General features: G+C 56.0%; 18 protein-coding genes. 16 read left to right on the plus strand and 2 right to left on the minus strand.

Annotated features, from left to right (window positions below; translation table 11 throughout):
* The first annotated feature begins 623 nt into the window (after nucleotides 1-623).
* The 14 genes from NZ823_05605 to NZ823_05670 all read left to right on the plus strand — a co-directional run bounded on the left by NZ823_05605 (nucleotide 624) and on the right by NZ823_05670 (nucleotide 15612).
* On the plus strand, nucleotides 624-1031 hold the full coding sequence (locus NZ823_05605) for a nuclear transport factor 2 family protein (protein ID MCS6804607.1): 408 nt from the start codon (nucleotides 624-626) through the stop codon (nucleotides 1029-1031).
* Between the two features lie 31 nt (nucleotides 1032-1062).
* Nucleotides 1063-2496, plus strand: coding sequence for an FAD-dependent oxidoreductase (locus NZ823_05610; protein MCS6804608.1), 1434 nt, complete (start codon nucleotides 1063-1065; stop codon nucleotides 2494-2496).
* 418 nt (nucleotides 2497-2914) lie between these two features.
* Entirely contained in the window at nucleotides 2915-5794 is a 2880-nt protein-coding gene (locus NZ823_05615; GenBank protein MCS6804609.1) for a TonB-dependent receptor, read from the plus strand.
* Nucleotides 5795-6038: 244 nt separating this feature from the next.
* Entirely contained in the window at nucleotides 6039-7106 is a 1068-nt protein-coding gene (locus NZ823_05620; protein MCS6804610.1) for a zinc-dependent alcohol dehydrogenase, read from the plus strand.
* 56 nt (nucleotides 7107-7162) lie between these two features.
* Nucleotides 7163-7585 carry a pyridoxamine 5'-phosphate oxidase family protein gene (locus NZ823_05625; GenBank protein MCS6804611.1) on the plus strand — a complete coding sequence of 141 codons (423 nt, stop codon included), beginning with the start codon at nucleotides 7163-7165 and terminating at the stop codon, nucleotides 7583-7585.
* 192 nt (nucleotides 7586-7777) lie between these two features.
* Nucleotides 7778-8704: a VOC family protein gene (locus NZ823_05630; GenBank protein ID MCS6804612.1), complete on the plus strand. Its 927-nt coding sequence runs from the start codon at nucleotides 7778-7780 to the stop codon at nucleotides 8702-8704.
* Between the two features lie 92 nt (nucleotides 8705-8796).
* Nucleotides 8797-9510 carry an SDR family oxidoreductase gene (locus NZ823_05635; GenBank protein ID MCS6804613.1) on the plus strand — a complete coding sequence of 238 codons (714 nt, stop codon included), beginning with the start codon at nucleotides 8797-8799 and terminating at the stop codon, nucleotides 9508-9510.
* A gap of 133 nt (nucleotides 9511-9643) precedes the next feature.
* Entirely contained in the window at nucleotides 9644-10087 is a 444-nt protein-coding gene (locus tag NZ823_05640; protein ID MCS6804614.1) for a hypothetical protein, read from the plus strand.
* A gap of 14 nt (nucleotides 10088-10101) precedes the next feature.
* Nucleotides 10102-10791 carry a hypothetical protein gene (locus NZ823_05645; GenBank protein MCS6804615.1) on the plus strand — a complete coding sequence of 230 codons (690 nt, stop codon included), beginning with the start codon at nucleotides 10102-10104 and terminating at the stop codon, nucleotides 10789-10791.
* Between the two features lie 141 nt (nucleotides 10792-10932).
* Nucleotides 10933-11547 carry a hypothetical protein gene (locus NZ823_05650; GenBank protein MCS6804616.1) on the plus strand — a complete coding sequence of 205 codons (615 nt, stop codon included), beginning with the start codon at nucleotides 10933-10935 and terminating at the stop codon, nucleotides 11545-11547.
* 11 nt (nucleotides 11548-11558) lie between these two features.
* Nucleotides 11559-12650, plus strand: coding sequence for a VOC family protein (locus NZ823_05655; GenBank protein ID MCS6804617.1), 1092 nt, complete (start codon nucleotides 11559-11561; stop codon nucleotides 12648-12650).
* A 266-nt stretch (nucleotides 12651-12916) separates the two neighbouring features.
* Nucleotides 12917-13804 (plus strand): VOC family protein, encoded by an 888-nt coding sequence (locus tag NZ823_05660; protein MCS6804618.1) that lies wholly within the window; start codon nucleotides 12917-12919, stop codon nucleotides 13802-13804.
* 118 nt (nucleotides 13805-13922) lie between these two features.
* Nucleotides 13923-14633, plus strand: coding sequence for a hypothetical protein (locus NZ823_05665; GenBank protein MCS6804619.1), 711 nt, complete (start codon nucleotides 13923-13925; stop codon nucleotides 14631-14633).
* Between the two features lie 271 nt (nucleotides 14634-14904).
* Entirely contained in the window at nucleotides 14905-15612 is a 708-nt protein-coding gene (locus tag NZ823_05670) for a hypothetical protein (GenBank protein ID MCS6804620.1), read from the plus strand.
* Between the two features lie 89 nt (nucleotides 15613-15701).
* Here NZ823_05670 and NZ823_05675 read toward each other — a convergent pair whose 3' ends face one another.
* Nucleotides 15702-16715, minus strand: a complete 1014-nt coding sequence (locus tag NZ823_05675) for an LLM class flavin-dependent oxidoreductase (protein ID MCS6804621.1) — start codon at nucleotides 16713-16715, stop codon at nucleotides 15702-15704.
* A 273-nt stretch (nucleotides 16716-16988) separates the two neighbouring features.
* Between NZ823_05675 and NZ823_05680 the strand changes: the two genes are divergently transcribed.
* Both NZ823_05680 and NZ823_05685 read left to right on the plus strand, forming a co-directional pair.
* Nucleotides 16989-17939, plus strand: coding sequence for a VOC family protein (locus NZ823_05680; GenBank protein ID MCS6804622.1), 951 nt, complete (start codon nucleotides 16989-16991; stop codon nucleotides 17937-17939).
* 67 nt (nucleotides 17940-18006) lie between these two features.
* Nucleotides 18007-19293 carry an MFS transporter gene (locus NZ823_05685; GenBank protein ID MCS6804623.1) on the plus strand — a complete coding sequence of 429 codons (1287 nt, stop codon included), beginning with the start codon at nucleotides 18007-18009 and terminating at the stop codon, nucleotides 19291-19293.
* A 26-nt stretch (nucleotides 19294-19319) separates the two neighbouring features.
* Here the strand turns inward: NZ823_05685 and NZ823_05690 are convergent, their stop codons facing one another.
* Complete coding sequence (locus NZ823_05690) at nucleotides 19320-20288, minus strand: GntR family transcriptional regulator (GenBank protein ID MCS6804624.1); 969 nt, start codon at nucleotides 20286-20288, stop codon at nucleotides 19320-19322.
* Between the last annotated feature and the right edge of the window lie 8 nt (nucleotides 20289-20296).

Consider the following 20296-nt stretch of genomic DNA (forward strand, 5'->3'; position numbering starts at 1 on the left):
GTTGTTTAATCACTTCCACTGGAATCCCTACTCTACCGTTGAAATGAATCAAGAACGAGCTGCGGCGCGACTGTTGCGTCGAAAGCCCGAGCTCTACAAATGGATCGTGGCGCACGGTCACAACCATCCCGTAGATTTTGAGTTCGATAAAGAGGCGGAATAGACGCGCTCATCAGGAAATCGCGTCAACTGAAGACCCTCCAAAAAAACCAGCGATAGGGCGTTTCGGCTGGTCTCGCCGCTAGCTGACGAGGCAGCAGGAACGGCCTCTATGAGGTTCCTACTGCCTCTCGTTTTCTGAAGGGCTTTAGGGTGAAGCCCTGTGGGAGCAGAAGCAGCTTCCGCGAGACCCCTACTGCCTCGCTGGGTGATGAGTCAAGTTCAGCCAGGAAAGTTGGCTTAATGGGTCGTATCCCTGTTGACTCATTTGCGTCACACGTTGACTGATTCACGTCAATTGTTGGCTTATTCATTTCAGGTGTTAACTCATTCACGTTAGCTTCGACGTGCTGGCGAGCGATCTTGTTTCGCCGGCCTTTGGCCGTGTCCTGCAAACATCCACACCGGAGCGGCAGATTCAATTTGCCTTGAAGCTGACATTTTGATTAGGGAGGCAAAAAGCTATGAGCGAAGCGACACAGACCACCACCCAGTACCCGCGCCAATACTTCGTTGACATGGTGACGCGGTATTTCCAGGCCGTTGACAACCGCGATGTTGAGGCCACCGTTGATTGTTTCAATGAGGATGCCGTGTTGATTGTGCAGACCGACCATAAGCGGTTTGAAGGCAAGCAAGCCATTCGCGATATGTTCTCCGCGTTTTATGAGAACTCGACCTATGTCTATCACGAAGTGCTCAACTGGGTGGTCGAACCGGAGCGCAATAAATGTGCGACTGAGCAAATTTATCGTGGCACGTTGAAGGATGGAACAGTCAACGACATGCACAATTGCAACTTCTTCGACTTCGAGAATGGCAAATTCAAGCGCGTGATCATCTTCATGAGTGGACGCAATCCGCTGCAATGATCGGCGACTGTGAGCAGGGGTGTGACCGAGTATGATCGGTCCATTAGGCGATTGGGATTTGATTATTGTTGGCGCGGGCACGGCGGGCATGGCCTGCGCCATCACGGCGGCTGAGCATCACGCCAGGGTGGTGGTCATCGAAAAGGCATCTGAGGTTGGCGGCACACTGCACATTACCGGCGGCCACATGAGCGCCGCCGGCACGCGTCGCCAACGCCAGAAGGGAATTGAGGATTCCCCTGATCGCCATTTTCAAGACGTCATGAGGATCAGCCGCGGGACAGCCGATCCCGTGCTGGTTCGATTAGCCGTTGATGAAGCGCCGCGCACAATTGACTGGCTCGATGATCTGGGCTTTCCCTTTGCACCCGAAACGCCGGCGCTGGTCTATGGCCATGAACTTTACTCCGTGCCCCGCACCTACTGGGGTGTTGAGGCAGGAAAATCCATTTTGCAGACGATCCGCCCTCTGTGGGACAGGCACGTTGCCTCAGAGCGCATCACCGTTTTGCTGAAGCATGAGCTGACCGAGCTTGTCGGAGATAATCGGCGAGTCGTCGGCGTGGTCGCACGTGGACCCAACGGCGCTAATGAATTACGTGGTCGAGCAGTTGTTTTGACAACCGGCGGGTATGCCTCGAATCCTTCGTTTTTCGCTGAAGTGACGCCGGGGCATCCGCGGTTGATCAGCACAGCTCGGCAGACATCCACCGGCGATGGCATTCTGGCGGCGCGGCGCCTTGGCGCGCAGTTTCGTGACGCAGACAAGTATCTGGCCAGCTTGGGCGGTCTTGAATTAGAGCCCGGCTCAGGCCGCGCTGACTGGTGGACTGCTTGGGCGCTCGTGTTTTCTCCGGCCTATCGCCTGCCGCGCGAAATTTACGTCAATCTTCATGGCCAGCGATTCATTGCTGAGGATGAGCCAAGCCCCGACCGGCGCGAGCGCGCTTTGCTTGAGCAGCCTGGCCATAAGTTCTGGTGCATTTTCGATGAAGCGGCGCTCGCAGAGGAAACAACAATCGTTCGCCAATGGAGCGCGGCGCAACTTCGCGCTGAGGCCGTTAAAGGAACGGTCATCTGGTCAGCCGACACGCTGGAAGAATTGGCGCATCGGGCAGGCATTGATGCCAACGGATTGATTCAGACGGTCAGGAGTTATAACGAGGCGGTGTTGTGCGGGCGCGATCCGCTGGGTCGGACTCATCTGACACACCCGATTGAGAAGCCACCGTTCTATGCCTTGTTGACCTACGGCACGTCGCTGATCAGTTTTGGCGGATTGGCGGTTGATGCTCGGCTTCGAGTGTTGGACGAGCAGGCAAAGCCGATTCCCGGACTCTATGCAGCCGGTGAAATTCTGGGCGCAGCGGCCACCAGCGGCCAGGCGTTCTGCGGCGGCATGTTGCTGACGCCGTCGCTAAGCTTCGGTCGCCTGCTTGGACGTTGGCTGACAGCCACAGGCTGAAGCACGGGCGGCACTGATCGAATGACGCTGTGATCGCCAACCAGTGTCGTGTGGACGAGCTGGCATGTAGGATCGAGAGACTGTTTATTTTTTCAGTCAATTGTCTCTACTGCTCTTGACGAACCGATGAGGATGCTCTATATTCCCCTGCTGCATTTCGCATACGGCGGCTAGCGAGGGCTGAATTCACAGCAGGCCGTTACAAACGAGCGGAGCAGCCAGCCAAGGTGGGCAGGCTTATGACTACCCCCGTTGTTCATAGAGGTGGGAGGTATAAGTCGCTTAATAGCGAGTCAACCAGATGTACGCCATCAACCATGAAAACAGTTGCCGCACGGCGACCGAGCCGCAAGGATGAGCCGAGATGCTCTCTGGCGTCTTGGTGCTAGCGGCTGTTTCCGAAAGGGAGGAGAAATTTATGTCAAGGAGCATGGTGAGATACGCCACGCAGGTAGTGATGCTTCTGTGGTTGGTGGGGTGGACCGTGACAGTCAAGGCGGCTCAAAGCGGTGTGCGCGGGACGGTGCTCGATACAGAAGGCGCAGCAGTTGTCGGTGCCAAGGTTGAACTGATCAACCTGGCGTCCAGTCGGGTTCGCTCTACAGAAACGGACAACAGAGGCGAATATCAAATTACGAATGTGCCAAGCGGTTCTTACCGGTTGGTTGTCAAGGCGGCCGGATTTAACAGTCACGGACGCACCTTCGTCATCGAAGGAGAGATGAGAACAGAAGATGTCGTGCTGACGCCGGGCACGATTCAAGAAGAGCTGGTGGTGACAGCCGGTCGTGGGTTGGCAGCCGAGCAAGATATTCCGTTGAATGTGACAACCTACGTAGCTGAAACCATCGAGCAGCGAGTTCCCACCAGCGTGGGAGAGCTTCTAAAAAACACACCAAGTTTGTTCATATTCAATCCGGGTCCGGTGCTCGGTTCTCCCAATCTGCGCGGGTTGCAGTCGAGCCGCGTGCTCATTGTGGTAGATGGCGAGCGGGTGAATAATTCGCGCACAGAGATTCAAACGTTTGGTCCTTCGGTCGGCGCCTTCATCGAAACGTTCCAGATTGATACGGCCGAGGTCGTCGCGGGGACGGGGTCCTCGCTCTATGGAACGGATTCGTTGGTGGGAACGATTAACTTTACCTCCAGGGTACCGGCGCGTCCGAACCAGGGCTGGATTCTCGGAACGCGCTTTCAAGGGCTCTACAGCCAGAACGAGGATGGTCGTAAAGGGAATGTGACGCTGAACATTTCCAATCCGTGGGTCTCGTTTAATCTGTCGGGTTCGCTCTACCGATACGGCTACTATCACTTTGGCAACACAGGCGGGACCGTCCCATTGGCAGCCGTGCAGTTGCAGCAGGATTTCCTGAAATTCCTCTCCAACAGCAACGATAACCGGATAGATTTCGAGTTGTCGCAGGAATGGAACCGGCGATTTGTCAACCTCGGCGTTCCGGCCAATGCGACAGCCACAACCGTTTTTGGCACGCAGGCTCATGGCGCGACCGGGTTCTTCAACATCTGGGTGCATCCGCATTCGAACCATTACATTCGTTATAAGCAGATGAATACGCACCTGGGCAAATACGGCTATCCGGGCGAAGCTGTGCCCTGGCATCCTGAGTATTTCTTTGCTTCGTTTGATCGAGTGGATCGTTACGGCGTGCGCTATCAGGGGGTGGAACTCAATCGCGTGATTTCGCGGATCGCTGGCGGGTTTTATCGGCAGTATCTATACCGGCCTGGCGACAGCCTAACCTTCTTCCGCACCAGTCCGCCACGCGCGCCTGGAGGCCCGCTGACCACGCTGGACACGTACATTCGTCCGAGCGCGTTGACTTTCAGCAAGCAGGGCGTGAGAACTACCGGCTTCGATGTCAACGTCAATTTGCAACTGATTCCTCGCAACAACCTGCTGCTCGGTTATCAATTCTGGCGTGACCGTTCGGCTGACGAGTTCCAACAATGGCGTTACAACAGCACACGTGGCGGCACAGGTCGAGTCTTGTTGCCGTGGTCACCGTTGGATGGTTTTTTGTTGTCCGATGCGGGAAGCTTTGGCAAAGGGGTGCCGGATGGGTATACGCAGGAAGCAGCCTTTTTCCTGCAAGAGCAGTATGACGTAGCTCGCTGGCTGCGGCTGGAAGGGACGTTCCGCTATAGCCGCTTCAGAACGCAATTCCAGCCGTCTAATGGATTCCCACTGCCTGGCTTTGATATTGCCATCAACGGACCGTTTCCTGCCGGCATTGATGGGACCGGTGTGACGCCGCTGGCTGCGGTCATCAACAAGACAGGCAATGCTACATTTGATCGGAATGTCTACACGGGCAGTTTTGCCGTGATTGGACGGCCTCATCCGACGGTGAGTCTGTTTGGGCGGATAGGAAATAGCTTCCGCCAAGCGGCGTTGGTTGAGGCTGGGCTGTTTCGCGGATTTCCCTTTGGCACATTTGGTTTCATCTTTGTTCCCAATGGGAATCTGCGGCCGGAGCGCGGCGTCAACGTTGACACAGGAGTCAAGGTCAACAACCGATACTTCCGCGCTTCGCTCACATACTTCAACAATACGTACACAAACTTCATCGAGCAAACACCGCCCCTATTTCAAGCCGGCGGCCCCGGCTCATTGGCTCAGCGATTGGGCTTCCAGTTCCTGTTATGGGTGCAACGGCTCAACACAGGTCGGGCGCGCGTTCAAGGGCTAGAAACAGACTTCGACGTGCCGTTCAAATTGGGCGACCTCGCCAACCTGACCATCTCTGGGACGACCAGTTGGGGGCATGGCGAAGACCTGTTACCGACGCGCGGCCAGTTTGATTTTCTGGAACGCCAATTTCAGGCCAACGCGCGCGCGGGCAAGAAGCTGTTTGAATTTGGCGAGCGCACAACTGATGCGGCGGGCAGACCGGTCTTTTCCGATGTGCCGTTTGAGCGCGTGATCCCGTTCATGGCCACGTGGGCGGTTCGGTTGTCTGACAAACGGGATCGGTTGTGGACGGAATATGACGCGCGAACCCATACGCGCGTGAAGCGTCTAGACCCAGACATTCAGCCCAATTTTCTCCGACTCAATTATTTTGGTTGGGCTGGATTGGCCGGCAAGACGGTTCACAATTGGCGCAGTGGATACACCCATCGGGCGGAAAACTACAAGATGTCGTTCACGCTCTCGTTGGATAATCTGGGTAACAAATTCTACACCGATCCGTTCCAACGAGCGCCGGCGCGCGGTCGCAGCGTCATCTTTGGTGTTGTGCTCGAATCGTTTGATTTGTTCAAGGCATTTCAGTAAGCGCGGCCTGGATTCGTGATTCGTGATCCGTAACCCCTGTGGGGAAGTCCGAAGCACGAAACCCCAAGCCCCTGCGGGGAAATCCGAAATCCGAATATCGAAATCCGAAACGTTTCGGATTTGGGATTTCGTGCTTGGAATTTCCCTCGAAGAGGGCTTGGGATTTCCCTCGAAGAGGGCTACGGTCCACGGACGAAGGGGGCGCTAGGCTGATCCGTGTCAGCGCAAGACGCGCAAGAAGCAGATGCTCGTTGATGCTCCGCAGACGAGCTTAAAGCGGCTTGATTCACCAGCCGTGATGAAGGCAGCCGTCGTGCATCAGTTCAGCCGACCGTTGGTGGTGGAGCAAGTGCCTGTTCCATCACCGGCGAGTGGTGAGGTGCTGGTCAAGGTGGTGGCCAGCGGCGTCTGCCACACAGACTTGTCGGCGATTGATGGCTTGTGGCCGGTTAAACCCAGGTTGCCGTTCATCCCCGGTCATGAAATTGCCGGATATGTCGCAGCCGTTGGCTTGGGAGTGACTACGGTCAAAGAAGGCGACCGAGTCGGCGTAGCCTGGCTTCATTCAACGTGTGGTCGCTGTGATGAATGCCTCAGTGGACACGAGAACGTATGCGCGCATCAGCAAAACACCGGTTATTCGGTTGACGGCGGCTACGCTGAGTATGTCATCGCGCAGGCAGCTTACCTGGCGCATTTGCCGGCGGCGTTAGGATTTTTGGAATCGGCGCCGATTTTATGCGCCGGGCTGACGCCTTATCGGGGACTGAAAGAAACCGGTGCCAGGCCAGGCGAATGGGTCGTCATATTGGGTGTTGGTGGCTTAGGTCATCTGGCCGTTCAATACGCCAAAGCTATGGGACTGCATGTCGTCGCTGTAGATGTGGTAGATGAGAAGCTGGCGATGGCGCGTCAATTGGGCGCTGAGATCGCTATTCATGCGCTGCATCAAGACACCCGGCGTGAAGTGCGCCGACAGATTGGCGGGGCGCATGCTGTTCTAGTCACGTCATCGTCGCTCGCTGCTTATGAACAAGCAATCCATCTGCTCAGGCGTCGTGGAACGTGTGTCTTTATTGGGCTGCCTCAGGGTGAGTGTCCGGTTTCGGTGCATACGATGGTGGCTAAGCAGCTCACGCTGAAAGGCTCGACCGTCGGCACGCGAAAGGATTTGCAGGAAGCGCTCCAGTTCGCTGCTGAAGGAAAAGTGCATGGTTTGATCGAAGTGCAGCCGCTTGAAGCGATCAACGACGTGCTTCAACGATTGAGAGCCGGTCAGATTCACGGGCGCGTCGTACTCCAGATGGCGTGAGGTCGAATCAGATAGAGAAAGGTCACGCTCCAGGCGTGACACAGAAGAGGGAAGTGATGAGCGAGAAACTATCGGGCCAATGGGCAGTCTATGTTGGACAGCAGAAGGTGGGGCGTCTGTCAACGGTTGATCCCGATGGCACGCCGCATACCACGCCGGTGTACTATGCGCTGATGGATGGCGAACTCTATATGGGCACACAGCGAAACCGAAAGAAGTTTCGCAATATCCTCCGCAACCCCAAAGTGTGCTTCACGATTGATACCACAGAGCCAACCATCAAGGGGATTGTCATTCAGGGACGGGCTGAGATTATCGAAGACCCGGTCATGCATGAGCGGTTTCGCCAAGCGTTGATCTATCGCTACTATGGGCATCCGGATCATCCCGCTTGGCAATATATCCAGAGCCTTGGTCAATCGGTGTTGCTGAAGATCGTTGCTGAGAAGATTTTTCATTGGGAGTTTCCTGCCGAGTGATGAGCGCCGTTCGGTGTTGATCGAGCACGCGTGCAGTAACGGCGGCATGCTGGATTGGCGGGTGTATCATGGCCGCTTGTGCGGCTCATAGGAAATGAAGCCACAGATTGCACAGATTAGCACAGACGTGACGAACATGAGCTGTGAGACAACGAGTGAGTCAGGAGAACCGTTTCAGAGGATGAGGCATTCATGATCAGTGAAATCAGAACTGTGACGCTTCATGTGTCGCGGATGGATGAATCGCTGAGCTTCTACACGGCGTTCACCGGATGGCATCTGCGACATCGTTACCGAATGGGCGGCGAGCTGCTCAAGAAACACTGGGGCCTGCCGGATGAACGCGAGATTGAAGTGGCGTTGCTGTGCAATGAGCACAATCCGATGGCGGGCCAGCTTCGATTGATCCGGTGCGCCGGGGTTGAACCTCGCCCGATGCGAGACCATCAGCGTCCGTGGGATGTAGGGCTTTTTGGTGTCAATTTCATGGTTGCAGATATTCACGCTCGACTGGATGAGTTGAAACGCCGCGGCGCTCGCTTGCCCTCGGATGGTCCTGTTTCATACACCGCTGGCGACCGGCTCGTCAAAGAAGCGATGGTGCGTGGTCCTGACGAGGAGGCGATCATGCTCATTGAGGTCAATCCGCCGCGGCCGGAGCTGACACCGCCCGGTGAGGCCTACAGCGAAGTGGTGACCTGCCCGCAGGTCGTCCATGATGTGGATCGAGCCGTCGCCTTTTATCGAGACGCGCTCGGCTTGAGCGTCTGGCTGCGCACAGAGTTGTGCATGCCGGCCTTGGATGCGCTGATTGGCTTGCCGCCGGGGACGAGGCTAGGGTTAGTGTTGCTCACATCGGGCGAGAGCGTGACCGGCAAGGTGGAATTACTGCACTACCCGGAGCTTGATTCTCGACCATCAGGCGGGTTGCCGCGCACCGGTTATTGTATGCTGAGTTTCACGGCGGATGACCTCGATCACCTGGCGCACCGGCTCGCGGGCGAAGGCGTGCAGATTGTGGCCGCGCCGGAGGTTGTGGATTTCGGCCCAGAAGGCTCGTTCACTGCGATGAGCGTGCGGTCACCTGACGGCTTGTTGCACGAGTTCATTCAGCGTTGAGTGCGTGGTGGGGAAATCCGAAATCCCAAATCTGAAATCCCAAGCGTTTTGAATTTCGGATTTTGTGCTTGGGATTTCCCTCGGAAAGGGCTATGTCCACCGTTTTGGTCACTGGATCAAATAGAGGCTTAGGGCTGGAATTCGTCCGCCAGTATGCTGCTGACAACTGGCGTGTTCATGCCTGTTGCCGAAATCTGCAGGCGGCCGCAGAGTTGCAGGCGCTAGCAAAATCGTATCAACCGTTGATTGAGATTCATGAGCTGGACGTAACCGATTTCGCCGCGATCGACGCGCTGGCCGATAGGCTGCGGGGCACGGCAATTGATGTCTTGATCAACAACGCTGGCGTGTATGGCCCGAAAGTTCGCTCAGAGAATGATCCGCGACAACAGTTCGGCATGATGGACTATGACATTTGGTCAATGGTAATACGGACCAATACCATGGGGCCGCTCAAAATGGCCGAGGCGTTCATCGAGCACGTGGCCATGAGCGAGCAAAAAAAGCTGGTCTATATTTCCAGTTCATTAGGCTCGATCGCCAGAACCGATGGTGGAACCTATGCCTATCGTTCCAGCAAAGCGGCGGGCAATATGGTGATGGCGACGCTGGCTCGCGATGTCGCGTCGCGCGGTATCAGTGTGTTGATTTTCTGTCCGGGTTGGGTCAAGACAGCGATGGGCGGAAAGCACGCGCTGCTGGAGGCGTCCGACAGTGTGCGCCACGTGAGGCAGTTGATTGCTGAGGCGACAATCGAGCAATCGGGGAGGTTCATTCACTATGATGGCGAGCCGCTGCCGTGGTAAGTCGGGCGCTCGGGTGACGTCGGACAGGCCGAAGATAGTGGGTCAACGGACTCAGGGATGTCGCCTGCAAGGCCAGCAGCAATAGACCTAATATTGGTGGCGTGGTTCACGAGCCTTGTTGCGGAGATGAGCGATGACTGAACGGGAACGATTGCAAGCGATTGCTGGTGTTTGGTTGGGCACGTACACGCATCTGACGCCTGATGGCACAGTGTTGGATCGGTATACCAGTCGGCAGGAGTGCCGGTTGGAAGGCGACCAGTGGTATGAACGCATCATTTACAGAGTTGGCACAGATGAGCAGCAAACGTTCGATTTTCGCGCGCGTTTCGTGGGCGAGGAGTTGGTGTTTGAAGACGCTCAATTGCATGGTCAGACAACTCGCGTCAGCGATGACGTTTCGATCTTTGATTACTACTGGAAGGACCGGCCTCACATCCGCATCGTTGAGACGATTGTGGTCAGTCGGCCTGATCGAAAATCGCGCATCTGGCAAACGTTTGAGCACGGCCAGTTGGTCAAGGTGACCATCATTGACGAGCGCCGAAGCGATGAGCAGCCAGCCATCTGGTATTAAGGGCGGAAGATTGCATGGGCCAATTTCAGCATCTATATGGCAAGCTCTCCTACCGCCAGAAAGCGACAGGTCGCGAGCGGGGGCGCGAGTTTTGGTCATTGACGCGCAATCGCGATGGAACACGCACGATGAGGTGTTTATCCATGACCGATGACTCCGCGTTTGTTCGTGATGCAACCTATACGCTTGGTCTTGATCATCGGCCCGCTGATGTGTTTGTTCGCTTGCAGGTCGCTGATCAATTTGTTGGCGCTGGTTATTTTCGTGTTGACGGAGATCAGCTTCATGTCGTCGCCGATGGCGCTGCGTTCGGTCGCGCTGTTCAGACGCTACAGGTGCCCCGGCTGTTTCACATTGAGACCCATGCGGTGATGTTGGATGGTTGGTTCTGTTGGTGTCTCGACCTGTCGCAACCCGGCGAGCAGCAGGTTGTCCACTACAATACTTCGACGCGGTGGAATGGCATCGATGGCCCGCTTGGGCGATTGGAAGCGATCTCTGCAACCATCATCGGCGATGAGCAAATTCGCGTGCCGGCGGGCACATTTCAGGCGACCCACTTTCGCCTCACATCCGGCGAGAAAAGCATTGCTCCAGCCGACCTGTGGGTGACCGGCTCCGACCATCTGTTAGTGAAGTACGATTGGAATGAATTCGGTCTGGAGTACATCCTTGAATCACTGGCTCCCGAAGGCGCGTCCTAGAAGAGTGGTTCATATCGTCGGTGAGGACGCGGGAGAAAAGATGAAGAACAAGCACAGATTCACTGCAAGCACAGATTCACTGATTGACCAATTGAAAATCTCTTCGTCAGTGAATCTGTGTCTGCGTTTTCGGAGTAGAAAATGAGCAAACTGCATTTTGTGTTGATGTCTCTATTTCTGTTGTGTTGCGCTGAGAGGATAAGCGTTTATGGGCAGGTGACCGAATGTGACCGGCTGGCCGCGCATCCGTCTGATCCAGACAAGCTGACCGAGGGCGTAGCCACAGCGACGCTGATGCAGGCGCTGGCGCCGGCCATTGCGGCGTGTGAGCAAGCGGTGACCGCCGAGCCTGACAATCCTCGTCTGAACTATCAACTGGGGCGCGTCTTGTTCTACAACAAAGAATATGCTCGTGGCTTCCGCTATGTGGAGAAAGCCGCTGCGCTGGGGTATCGTCAAGCTCAATTCGTGGCCGGTTTGATTTACGCTGACGGACAAGAGGGATTCATGAAGCCAGACCATTGCCGTTCGCTTCCGCTTTGGCAACAGGCTGCCGATCGCGGCCACTATGCCGCCGAAGTGAGCTTGAGCCGGAATTACCTGCGCGGCGTCTATGATCGGTGTGATGCCCAGTTGAAGCGGGAGGCAATTGTCGGGTATCTGCAGTCAGCCAGCAAGAAGACGAAGAGCTATTATGAAAAGCTGTTAGTCGAATACCTGCTTGAGCAAGCAGAGAAGAGCAAACGCAAGCGATGAGGCTCATCAGTATGAGATGGCGCGCGATTGTGTTACTCATTGGGATAACGATGTGGGCCATGCCCACGCAGGCGGATCGCCTGACGATCGGCGGCATCTACGAAGTCTGCATTGGCGTGACCGACCCGATTCCTCAGCTTCGATATTGGGAGCTGTTTGGCTATCGCATTGGGGTGAGTGGCCACTTCAGCGCCTCGCAGGCGAAAGCATTGTACGGCGTGGATTCTGCCCTACGCTCCATCCGGCTCTATCATCAGGAGGCTGATCATGGGTTGGTGCGGTTGATGGTGTGGGAGCGGCCGGTCAATGAAGGTCTTGGCCTGGCGAAGATGTTAGCGCCGGGAAGCCGGTGGACGTCTACGCTGACCAAGGATGTGTTGGACCTCTTCAACCATGCTGAAGCGGCTGAGCGGGCTGGCTATCCAATTAAAATTGTGCCGCCTCAGTATTCAGAGATTTACGATTTTGGTAAAGCTGAACCGTTTGTCGGAAAACTGATGGGTGTGCGCGAGCTGATCGTTTTGCAGCCACTGACGCGAAATATGTTCTTCCAACGATTTGGTTACGATTTGCCGCATTATGGCCGAGTCAATGAAGCCGCCAAATTCCGCGCCAGCCAGATCACGCATGTTGGTTTGGTCTTTCAGAGTGACAATCCCGATGACGCTACGTTTTATCGTGACGTGCTCGGCCTGAAGCCCCAGAGCCTGGAACGGCATGTAACCTACCACACGCTGGATGAATCCTCACGACGACTCTACGGCATGCAGCCAGGCGATCAGTATTTTGGCTCAACGTTTGATAATCCGCGCTCGGGATCACGGCCTGAAGAAGCCATCTCAGGGCGACTCCTGCTCAGGCGAATTCCAACCGCTGTCAAGGAAGAAAACCTCATGCACCGATCCAAGCCAGGCTGTTTAGGCTTATCGCTCTACACCTATCGAGTCGCTCCGCTTGAGTCCTATCACGAACGTGTCAAAGCCAGTCGCGCCTCCGGCGTCACGCCGATCATGGTCAACGAATTCGGCGAACGCAGTTTCTCGTTCGTGGCGCCGGATGGACACTTCTGGACGCTGATAGAGACTGAGTCTACGGCGAGATAGTTTCGGGCGATTGATTGCCATGCGGAACCCCTGCGGGGAAATCCGAAATCCGAAGCACGAAATCCCAAGCCCTCTTCGAGGGAAATCCGAAATCCGAAATCCGAAATCCGAAACGTTCGTATTTGGGGTTTCGTGCTTCGGATTTCCCCGCAGGGGCTTGGGATTTCCCTCGAAGAGGGTGTGGTGGTTTTCGTAGTCAAATCGTTTTCATCATGTCATGATGAGTGAGGTACTCTTCAATGCTCGAACCCCTGCTGAGATTCATCATGATCGTCACGATCGCGGCGCACGACTTGGAAGCCGTCGAACGAGCATACCGTCAGTATTTCAACTACCAGGTCGTGGCTCGCGGCAAAGTCACCGCAGCTTTAGCCAGAGCGTGGGGCGCGCCGAACGTAGTTGGTCGGCGTTATCTCTTGTTGCAGCCGGAGAGCGGCCAGCCGGTCTACTTGCGTTTCATTGAGATGCCGCTGGTGCCCGGCTATGAGCCGCTGCGCACATTCGGATGGAATTGCACAGAAATCCTCGTCAAGGATGTTGACCGGCTGGCGCATCAATTGGAGGGGTCGCCTTTTCGCATCATTGGGCCGCCGAGAAATCTATCTTCGGACGAGAACATTCGCGCAATGCAAGTGCTTGGCCCGGCCAATGAGGTGCTGTATCTGACGCGGATCATTCCCGGCGCGTCAGGCTTCAATCTAGGCAGCGCGCAGACGGACGTAGATCGCGTCTTCATCGTGGTGCTGGGCGTCAAGGATATTGAGCAAGCAACACGGTTCTATCGTGAGCAGTTCAACATGCCGACAACGAAGCCGATGGGCGTGCGTATGTCAGCTTTATCTAAAGCGCACGGGCTTGATCCTGAGCAATTACATCCGCTCGCGATTGTGCAATTCGTCAAAGATTTTTTGATCGAAGTTGACCAGTATCCTGCGTCGGCGACAGAGCGGCCACAGCGAGCAGGTGATATGCCGCCGGGCCTGGCGATGGTTTCGTTCATTGTGAACTCGCTCGATTCGTTGCGCGTCAAGTTTGTGGCTCCGCCGAAGAAGATCAATACAGCCCCATACGATGGGCGGCGCGTTGCTGTCACGGTTGGACCATCGGGTGAATGGATCGAGCTGGTTGAAGATCGCCGGTTCAAGTCCGAATGAAGCTCAGTAGCATGCCCAAGCGCCGAAGCCCCTGCGGGCAAATTCCAAGCGCGAAACCCGAAATCCGAAACGTTTCGGATTTCGGATTTGGAATTTCGGATTTCCCTCGAAGAGGGTTATGGAGCTTCTCTATGACATTCTGAAGGCGATTCACATTCTGATGGCGGTTCTGTGGTTAGGAACCGACATCGGGACATTTGCTTCGTTTCGGCGTATGCGCGACGCGACGCTCTCGGTTTCAACGCGGCTTTCGATGAGTCACCTTTCAGACTTGCTCGATATGGGGCCGCGCTCAGCATTGGTGATTCTGTTGATGCTGGGCTTGTACATGACGCATCTGGGTGAGTTCGGCTTGAGCGGCCCGACAGGCAGTCTGCTGGCGCAAGTGAGCGCCTTGATCGGCTTGTTGTGGCTTGCTGGTGTATGGCATCAATACTGGGTGACGCATCCGCCTGCCGGTCAGACGCGGTCGCCTGCGCATGTTCGGTTTCAACGCGCCTTTCGCACGTTTGATATTTACTGGCGCGTTGGCGTATCGCTGGCGCTGGCGCTGCTTGCGGTTGCTTCATTGGCCGGCGCGGGGCCGTTCCGCTCAGCGTGGCTGGCGTGGAAGTTAATCCTGTTTGCCGGTATTGTGGCGTGTGGCGTTGGCATCCGCATCGTGATTCCCCGCATTGTCGCCTGCATGAGCGACATTGCTGCCAATGGTTCGTCGCCCGAACGTGAAGCGAGGTTGACACAGGTGGCGCGACCGGCGCAGATGTTCGTATGGAGCATCTGGTTACTACTGATCTTGATCAGTTGGTTGGCTGTGGCCAAGCCGGAATGATGCAACGCAGCAGCCAGGCCTCGGGCATCTTCGCGGCCTGCTCTCGTCCTAGTGGTGGCCAAGCCGGAATGATGCAACGCAGCAGCCAGGCGCCATGAGGCCCTGGGGGTAAACCCCCGCCGGGAGAAATCCGAAATTCGAAGCACGAAATCCCAAGCCCCTGCGGGGAAATCCGAAGCACGAAACCCCAAATCCGAAACGTTTCGGATTTCGGATTTAGGATTTCGGATTTCCCTCGAAGAGGGCTTGGGCTTTCCCTCGAAGAGGGCTGATGTTTGATTCATTTGTTTTGCTCAAGACCGCTCACATTCTGCTGCTGGCCACCTGGTTGGGCGTGGACATTGGCGTGCTGGCCTGCGGTTGGTTGATTGGTCGGCATCAATCGTCTGTTGAAACGCGCGCGCAATTCGCTCGTTTGATGGTCTGGCTGGGGCTGTGGCCGGCGCTGAGTCTGGTGTTGACGGTGCTGGTCGCATTGGCGCTTGTATTCGTGGGACGTTTGGGGTTCGTGGGATGGCCTGCGGATACAACCGCTCAATGGATGCAGTGGCTGGCTGCGCTGACGTTTCTCTGGTTGATTGCAACTGTGACCGCGTTTGCTCTCAACGTTCGTGATGCGGGCGTCGCGTGGTTGCGAACGTGCCAGCGCGGTTTCATCTGGTTCGATACATTGCTTCGTTGCGCTGTGGTGATTGGCTTTGCTTGGCTCGCGCTGAGAGCTTGGCAGGACGAAACACTTCTTTTTCTCGACTACTTGCGATGGAAATCATTGATCTTTGCCGGTGTGGTCGCCTGCGGCCTCTGGGCGCGATTTGCGTTAAGAGAATTCCTACCGACGCTCTCAATCATTGCGCAACAAGGCTCAACAGAGGAGCTGGAAAAGCGACTCACTCGCCAGATGCGAGCAGCGACTGTTCCTATGCTGATCAGTTGGGCTGGCCTCGTGGCCAATATCTTTATCGCTGTGATCCAATTTTGAGGCTCGACACAAAGAAGCTGTTCATCGCGCCGGCAGCGACATTCAGAAACGATGAGACTGGAGCGCCGGCGGGAACGCTTGGAGCACATTTAATGTCTCAGTTGGGGCAGCACGTGTTCGCCAAGCAGTGTCACCGTGCGCATGGCCAGCGCCAGCGGCATATCGCCCGGCGAGATGCGCAGGTTGAAATGGGTCACGCCGGCAGCTTGATACTTTCGGATGCTTTCTAAAACTGTCTGTGGGCTGCCGCAGAAGTAGATGTCGTCGCCGACGGCTTCGAATAGATCAACACGGCGCGGATCGAGCGGTTGGCCGCTTGCGTCGTGGATCATGCCGAATTGAGCGTAGAAATGGAGCACCTGACTGATATAGGGTCTTCCTTCGTGTCGAGCTTGCTCGTCGGTCTCGGCCACGAATGCCGTGCGGTTCATCGCCACGACTGCCGATGCCGGGTCTCGACCCTGCGCTGCGAGAAAACCTCGATAGCGTTCGATCTGCGTCTTGATCAGTTGGAAGTGGTATTGTGTAGCTGCATACCAGCCGTCGGCCAGCGTGGCAGCGCGCCCGACCGAGCGGCGAATTTTTCCTCCAACCCAGATCGGCGGGCCGCCAGGTTGCATCGGAGCGGGATAGAGGCGGCCCTTGACGTTGAAATGGGTGCCATGAAACCCGTCGCCGCCTGCCCACAGCGTTTTCAACAGCGTGAGCGCTTCATCCATCCGCGAGCCAACTTCGTGGTATGGGATGCCGTAACGTTTCATCAACGCGGGCGAGCCAGCTCCGACGCCCAGCACGAATCGGCCGCCCGACAAGTGATCAAGCAACGCGACGTCGTAGGCTAGATGCAGTGGATGCCAGAGCGGCAAGAGCAGCACGCCGGTGCCCAGTCGTAGTCGCGTGCTGCGGGCCAGCGATGCCAGCACCAGCAAAGGAGATGGCACGTGCCCTGGCTCTGGAACCGATGGACGATTTTCGCCAGCCCAGACCGATTCGAATCCCAGTTGTTCGGCTAGAGTGAGCAATTGGACGTACTCGTCTAATCGCTGATGAAGTGGTTTGGAGACGCTCCAAAAATCCAATGCCAGTCCGAAGTGAATGCTCATGACCTGCTCTCCGATTCGTGATTCGTGGCAGTGAAGCCACAGATTACACAGAGTAGCACAGAATTCGTGATTAGTGATCCGTAACCCCTGTGTGGAAATCCGAAGCACGAAACCCGAAATTCGAAACGTTTGGGATTTCGGATTTAGGATTTCGGATTTCCCTCGAAGAGGGCTGTGGAAATCCGAAGCACGAAACCCGAAATTCGAAACGTTTGGGATCTCGGATTTAGGATTTCGGATTTCCCTCGAAGAGGGCTTCGTGGAGGTCGTTTCATGCTTAGTCAAATTCGTTTCACCACGCTCAGCGTTGCCGATCTGGAGCGTGGCCTGACGTTGTTTCGCGATGTCATGGGTATGGAGGTGATTGCGCGACAAGAACTCTTCGGCCCAGAAATTGAAAAGTTGTGGGGACTGCCGACGTTCATGTCAGCTCAATCGGTCATTTTGGGAAAGCCTGGCGTCTCCGGTTCACGCATACGGCTTGTGCGATTCGAGCCAGTCTCAGAGGTGATCATCCGTGAGAAAGCAGAGCCGTGGGATACAGGCGCAATCAAGATTGTGGATTTTATGGTGAGCGATTTTCAGCAAGCGGAGCAAGCGTTGCTGAGTCATGGCTGGCAATGGCGCACGTCACCGCAGCGGTACGCATTGCCCAACAATGAGGGTGAATCGCTTGAAGGGCACATCAATGGGCCTGACGGGACGATACTGGGCGTGATTCAATTGTTTGGCGTGTCGCGCTCCAAATATGTGGAGGTGGCCGATGAGACGTTGTTCAGCGAGATGGCGACGACGTCATATCTTGTGCCGGACCTCAATCAAGCATTGGCGTTCTATAGCGGCGCGCTAGGCCTGCGGGTGACCGATGACGTGACGATCAATCAAGCTGAGCTTCAGCGGTTGATCGGCCTGCCGACAGGGGTCAGTCTCAGAATGGTGTTGCTGGGATCAGAGCAGGGCAAGTCAGGTAAAATCGGATTGCTTCAGTACCAAGGCATCACGGGCGCTTCATTGGCTGAGATTTCCAAGCCGCCACATCGAGGTGCCCTGCTGATTTCGTTTGAAACTGATGCGCTTGATCACGTGTACGACACGTTGAAACAGAGCGGTGCACAAATCATCTGCTCGCCGGTTCAAGTGGAGATTGACCCTTATGGCCCTGTCAGCGCCATGACGGCCAAGGCGCCCGATGGTGTGATGTTAGAATTTTTCCAGCGTCAGTAAACCACACATGTCAACACTGCCTGAACATGCCGTGACGACCCGCCCGCCGTCATCTGGATGGACGCCCATGTGGTCACAGATTCGCGGATATCCGCTGCGGGTGTTCTTCATCTGTCTGATTGGCGTGAGCCTGGAGAATATGGACCAGGCGTTATTCCAGTTTGTGCTGCCGCAGATCGTCCGTGAGTTTGGCTGGAGCGTGGCGCAAGTTGGATGGTACACAGCGTTGGTATTTGTGTTGGCCGGTTCAGGCATTGCTGCGTTGGGCGTGTTGACCGATCGCATCGGCCGAAAAGCGGTCTTCAGTTTATCCATGCTGGTCGGCTCATTATTTGTGACGGCGATGTACTGGGCGCATCACACGGTCACGTTGCTGATGCTGCGCACGCTGGGATTTGCGATGGGCGGCATTCAGTCGCCTGTTGTGGGAACGATTGTGGTGGAAGAGTCGCCGCCGCGTTATCGCGGGTTGCTATCAGGCATCTTGCAAATTGGGTATCCGCTGGGCTGGTTTTTGGCGTCGCAATGTTCACTGCTGGTGCTTTGGTTGGTCGGGCAGCAAGCGTGGGAAGCGGGCGCGTGGCGCCGTGTGTTTTTCGTCAGTTTGCTAAGCATTCCCTACATGTGGGTCATCCACAAATACCTGAATGAGACAAAAGCCTTTCTAGCGGCCAAGGCGCGTCGCGCGGCCTCCGTTGCGGACCCGGTTGGCGGCAATCCGGCTGAGCGTCCGGCGCGATGGTCGGACCTGTTCAGTCCAGAGCTGCGATTTAAGACGGCGATGCTATTTTTCGGCGAATTCTTTCACGTGTTCGCGTATGGGACGACGATTTTGCTGAATTTGTACTTCCAAAAAGCGCGCGGGTGGAGTCCGGCTGAGGCCATTGCGCTGGTGGGTTTGTCGTATGGAGTCGGCTCGATTGGTTACATCGTGGCGGCCATCGTGGGCGAGTTCTTCATCAAGCGGCGGAACGTCATTATCCTGTGGGCGTGGTTAGGATCGTTGGCGTTTGCTTCGATGATCTGGCTGACTGATCAGTGGTGGACAACGGCTGTGAGCTACTGCCTGATGACGATCTTCTTCTATGGCACGACGGCGGTGAAGTTCACGTTCATTGCTGAGAATTTTCCTACGCGGCTGCGGGCCACTGGTGTCACCTTTGCTGGCTCGCTGGCCGTCAACTTGGGCATTGCGTTTGGGCCGCTGGCGCTCACGCAGGTGACGACATGGCTAGGGGGCGACCTCAACGCGTGGAATATCGCCTACACGGTGTGCGGCATCCTCGCGATTTTCGTCTCTGGCATGTTCTTCCTCACGCTTTCGGCCGACCCGACTGGCCTCGACGAGGGATAATGGCATGCAGCCTGAGCGGGCACCATTTAGATCACAATGCCGGCGCGCCATCGCGCTTGCTCAGAGGCGCGCGCATCGAAATCCATTTTCGGCCGTCGCACGCCCTTGAGTCGTTTGAAGTCAGCCGGCATGTCATCCCAGAGTTTGTTGCTGATGATCATGGTATGACATTCGCCCGACTTCAGCCGCTTTTTCAGGTCGTTGATGGAGGTAAACGCAATCACTTTGAACAACACGTCCTTGTGCGCGAAGCCGCGTTGATAGTTGTTCAGGATCAGGCCGCCATAGCTAGCAAAGTCATGCTCGTCCAACACGATTTCGACGACTGAACCATCAGGGATGTGCTGGATCTCTTCGATCATGGCTTCGTTGAATTTTAGCGCCACTGGGATCACCTCAGCGTTCAGCCGGGCCGCCTGAGCCGAGACCTCACCGTAGCGATAGTAGCTGGTGAACAATTTGAGGTTGACGTCAGCGGCGACTGCTTCCAGTGAGGGAACCTGATGGGTCGCCAACCCGATAATGCTGATTTGCCACGCTTGACTGATCTGCGCTGCCCGGTCTTGGGCCAGCGGTTCCGTCGTGTCCACGTAGTAGAACCGTTGATGGAGGCGCTCCTGTTCCAAGGCCATCTGATACAACATACGGGCGAGCGACGAGGCGACAATCCCAGCCGCGCTGGCTTTGGCGAGCGTTTCTTGGCAGAGTCGTTGGCTGCGCTTGGCCAGCGAGAGATCGGACGGATACGAAAGGTCATTGTGAACGATGACGCCTTTGCCGTGCTTGAGTTTGAGGATGCCGTACTCTTCCAATTCCAGATAGGCGCGCCGCACGATGTTACGGCTCAGACCAAGTTCCTTTTCCACATCGCGGATCGAGGGCAGCGTGTCGCCGGGGCGGAGTTGACCGGTGAGCAGCGCCAGTTTGATGCGATCGCTGATCTGGACATGCGCCGGAATATGACTGTAGGGTTCCAGGTAAAACTTAACGCTCATGGAAATGA

It is taken from the genome of Blastocatellia bacterium, from assembly GCA_025054955.1.
In the GTDB taxonomy this organism is placed as follows: Bacteria; Acidobacteriota; Blastocatellia; order HR10; family J050; genus JANWZE01.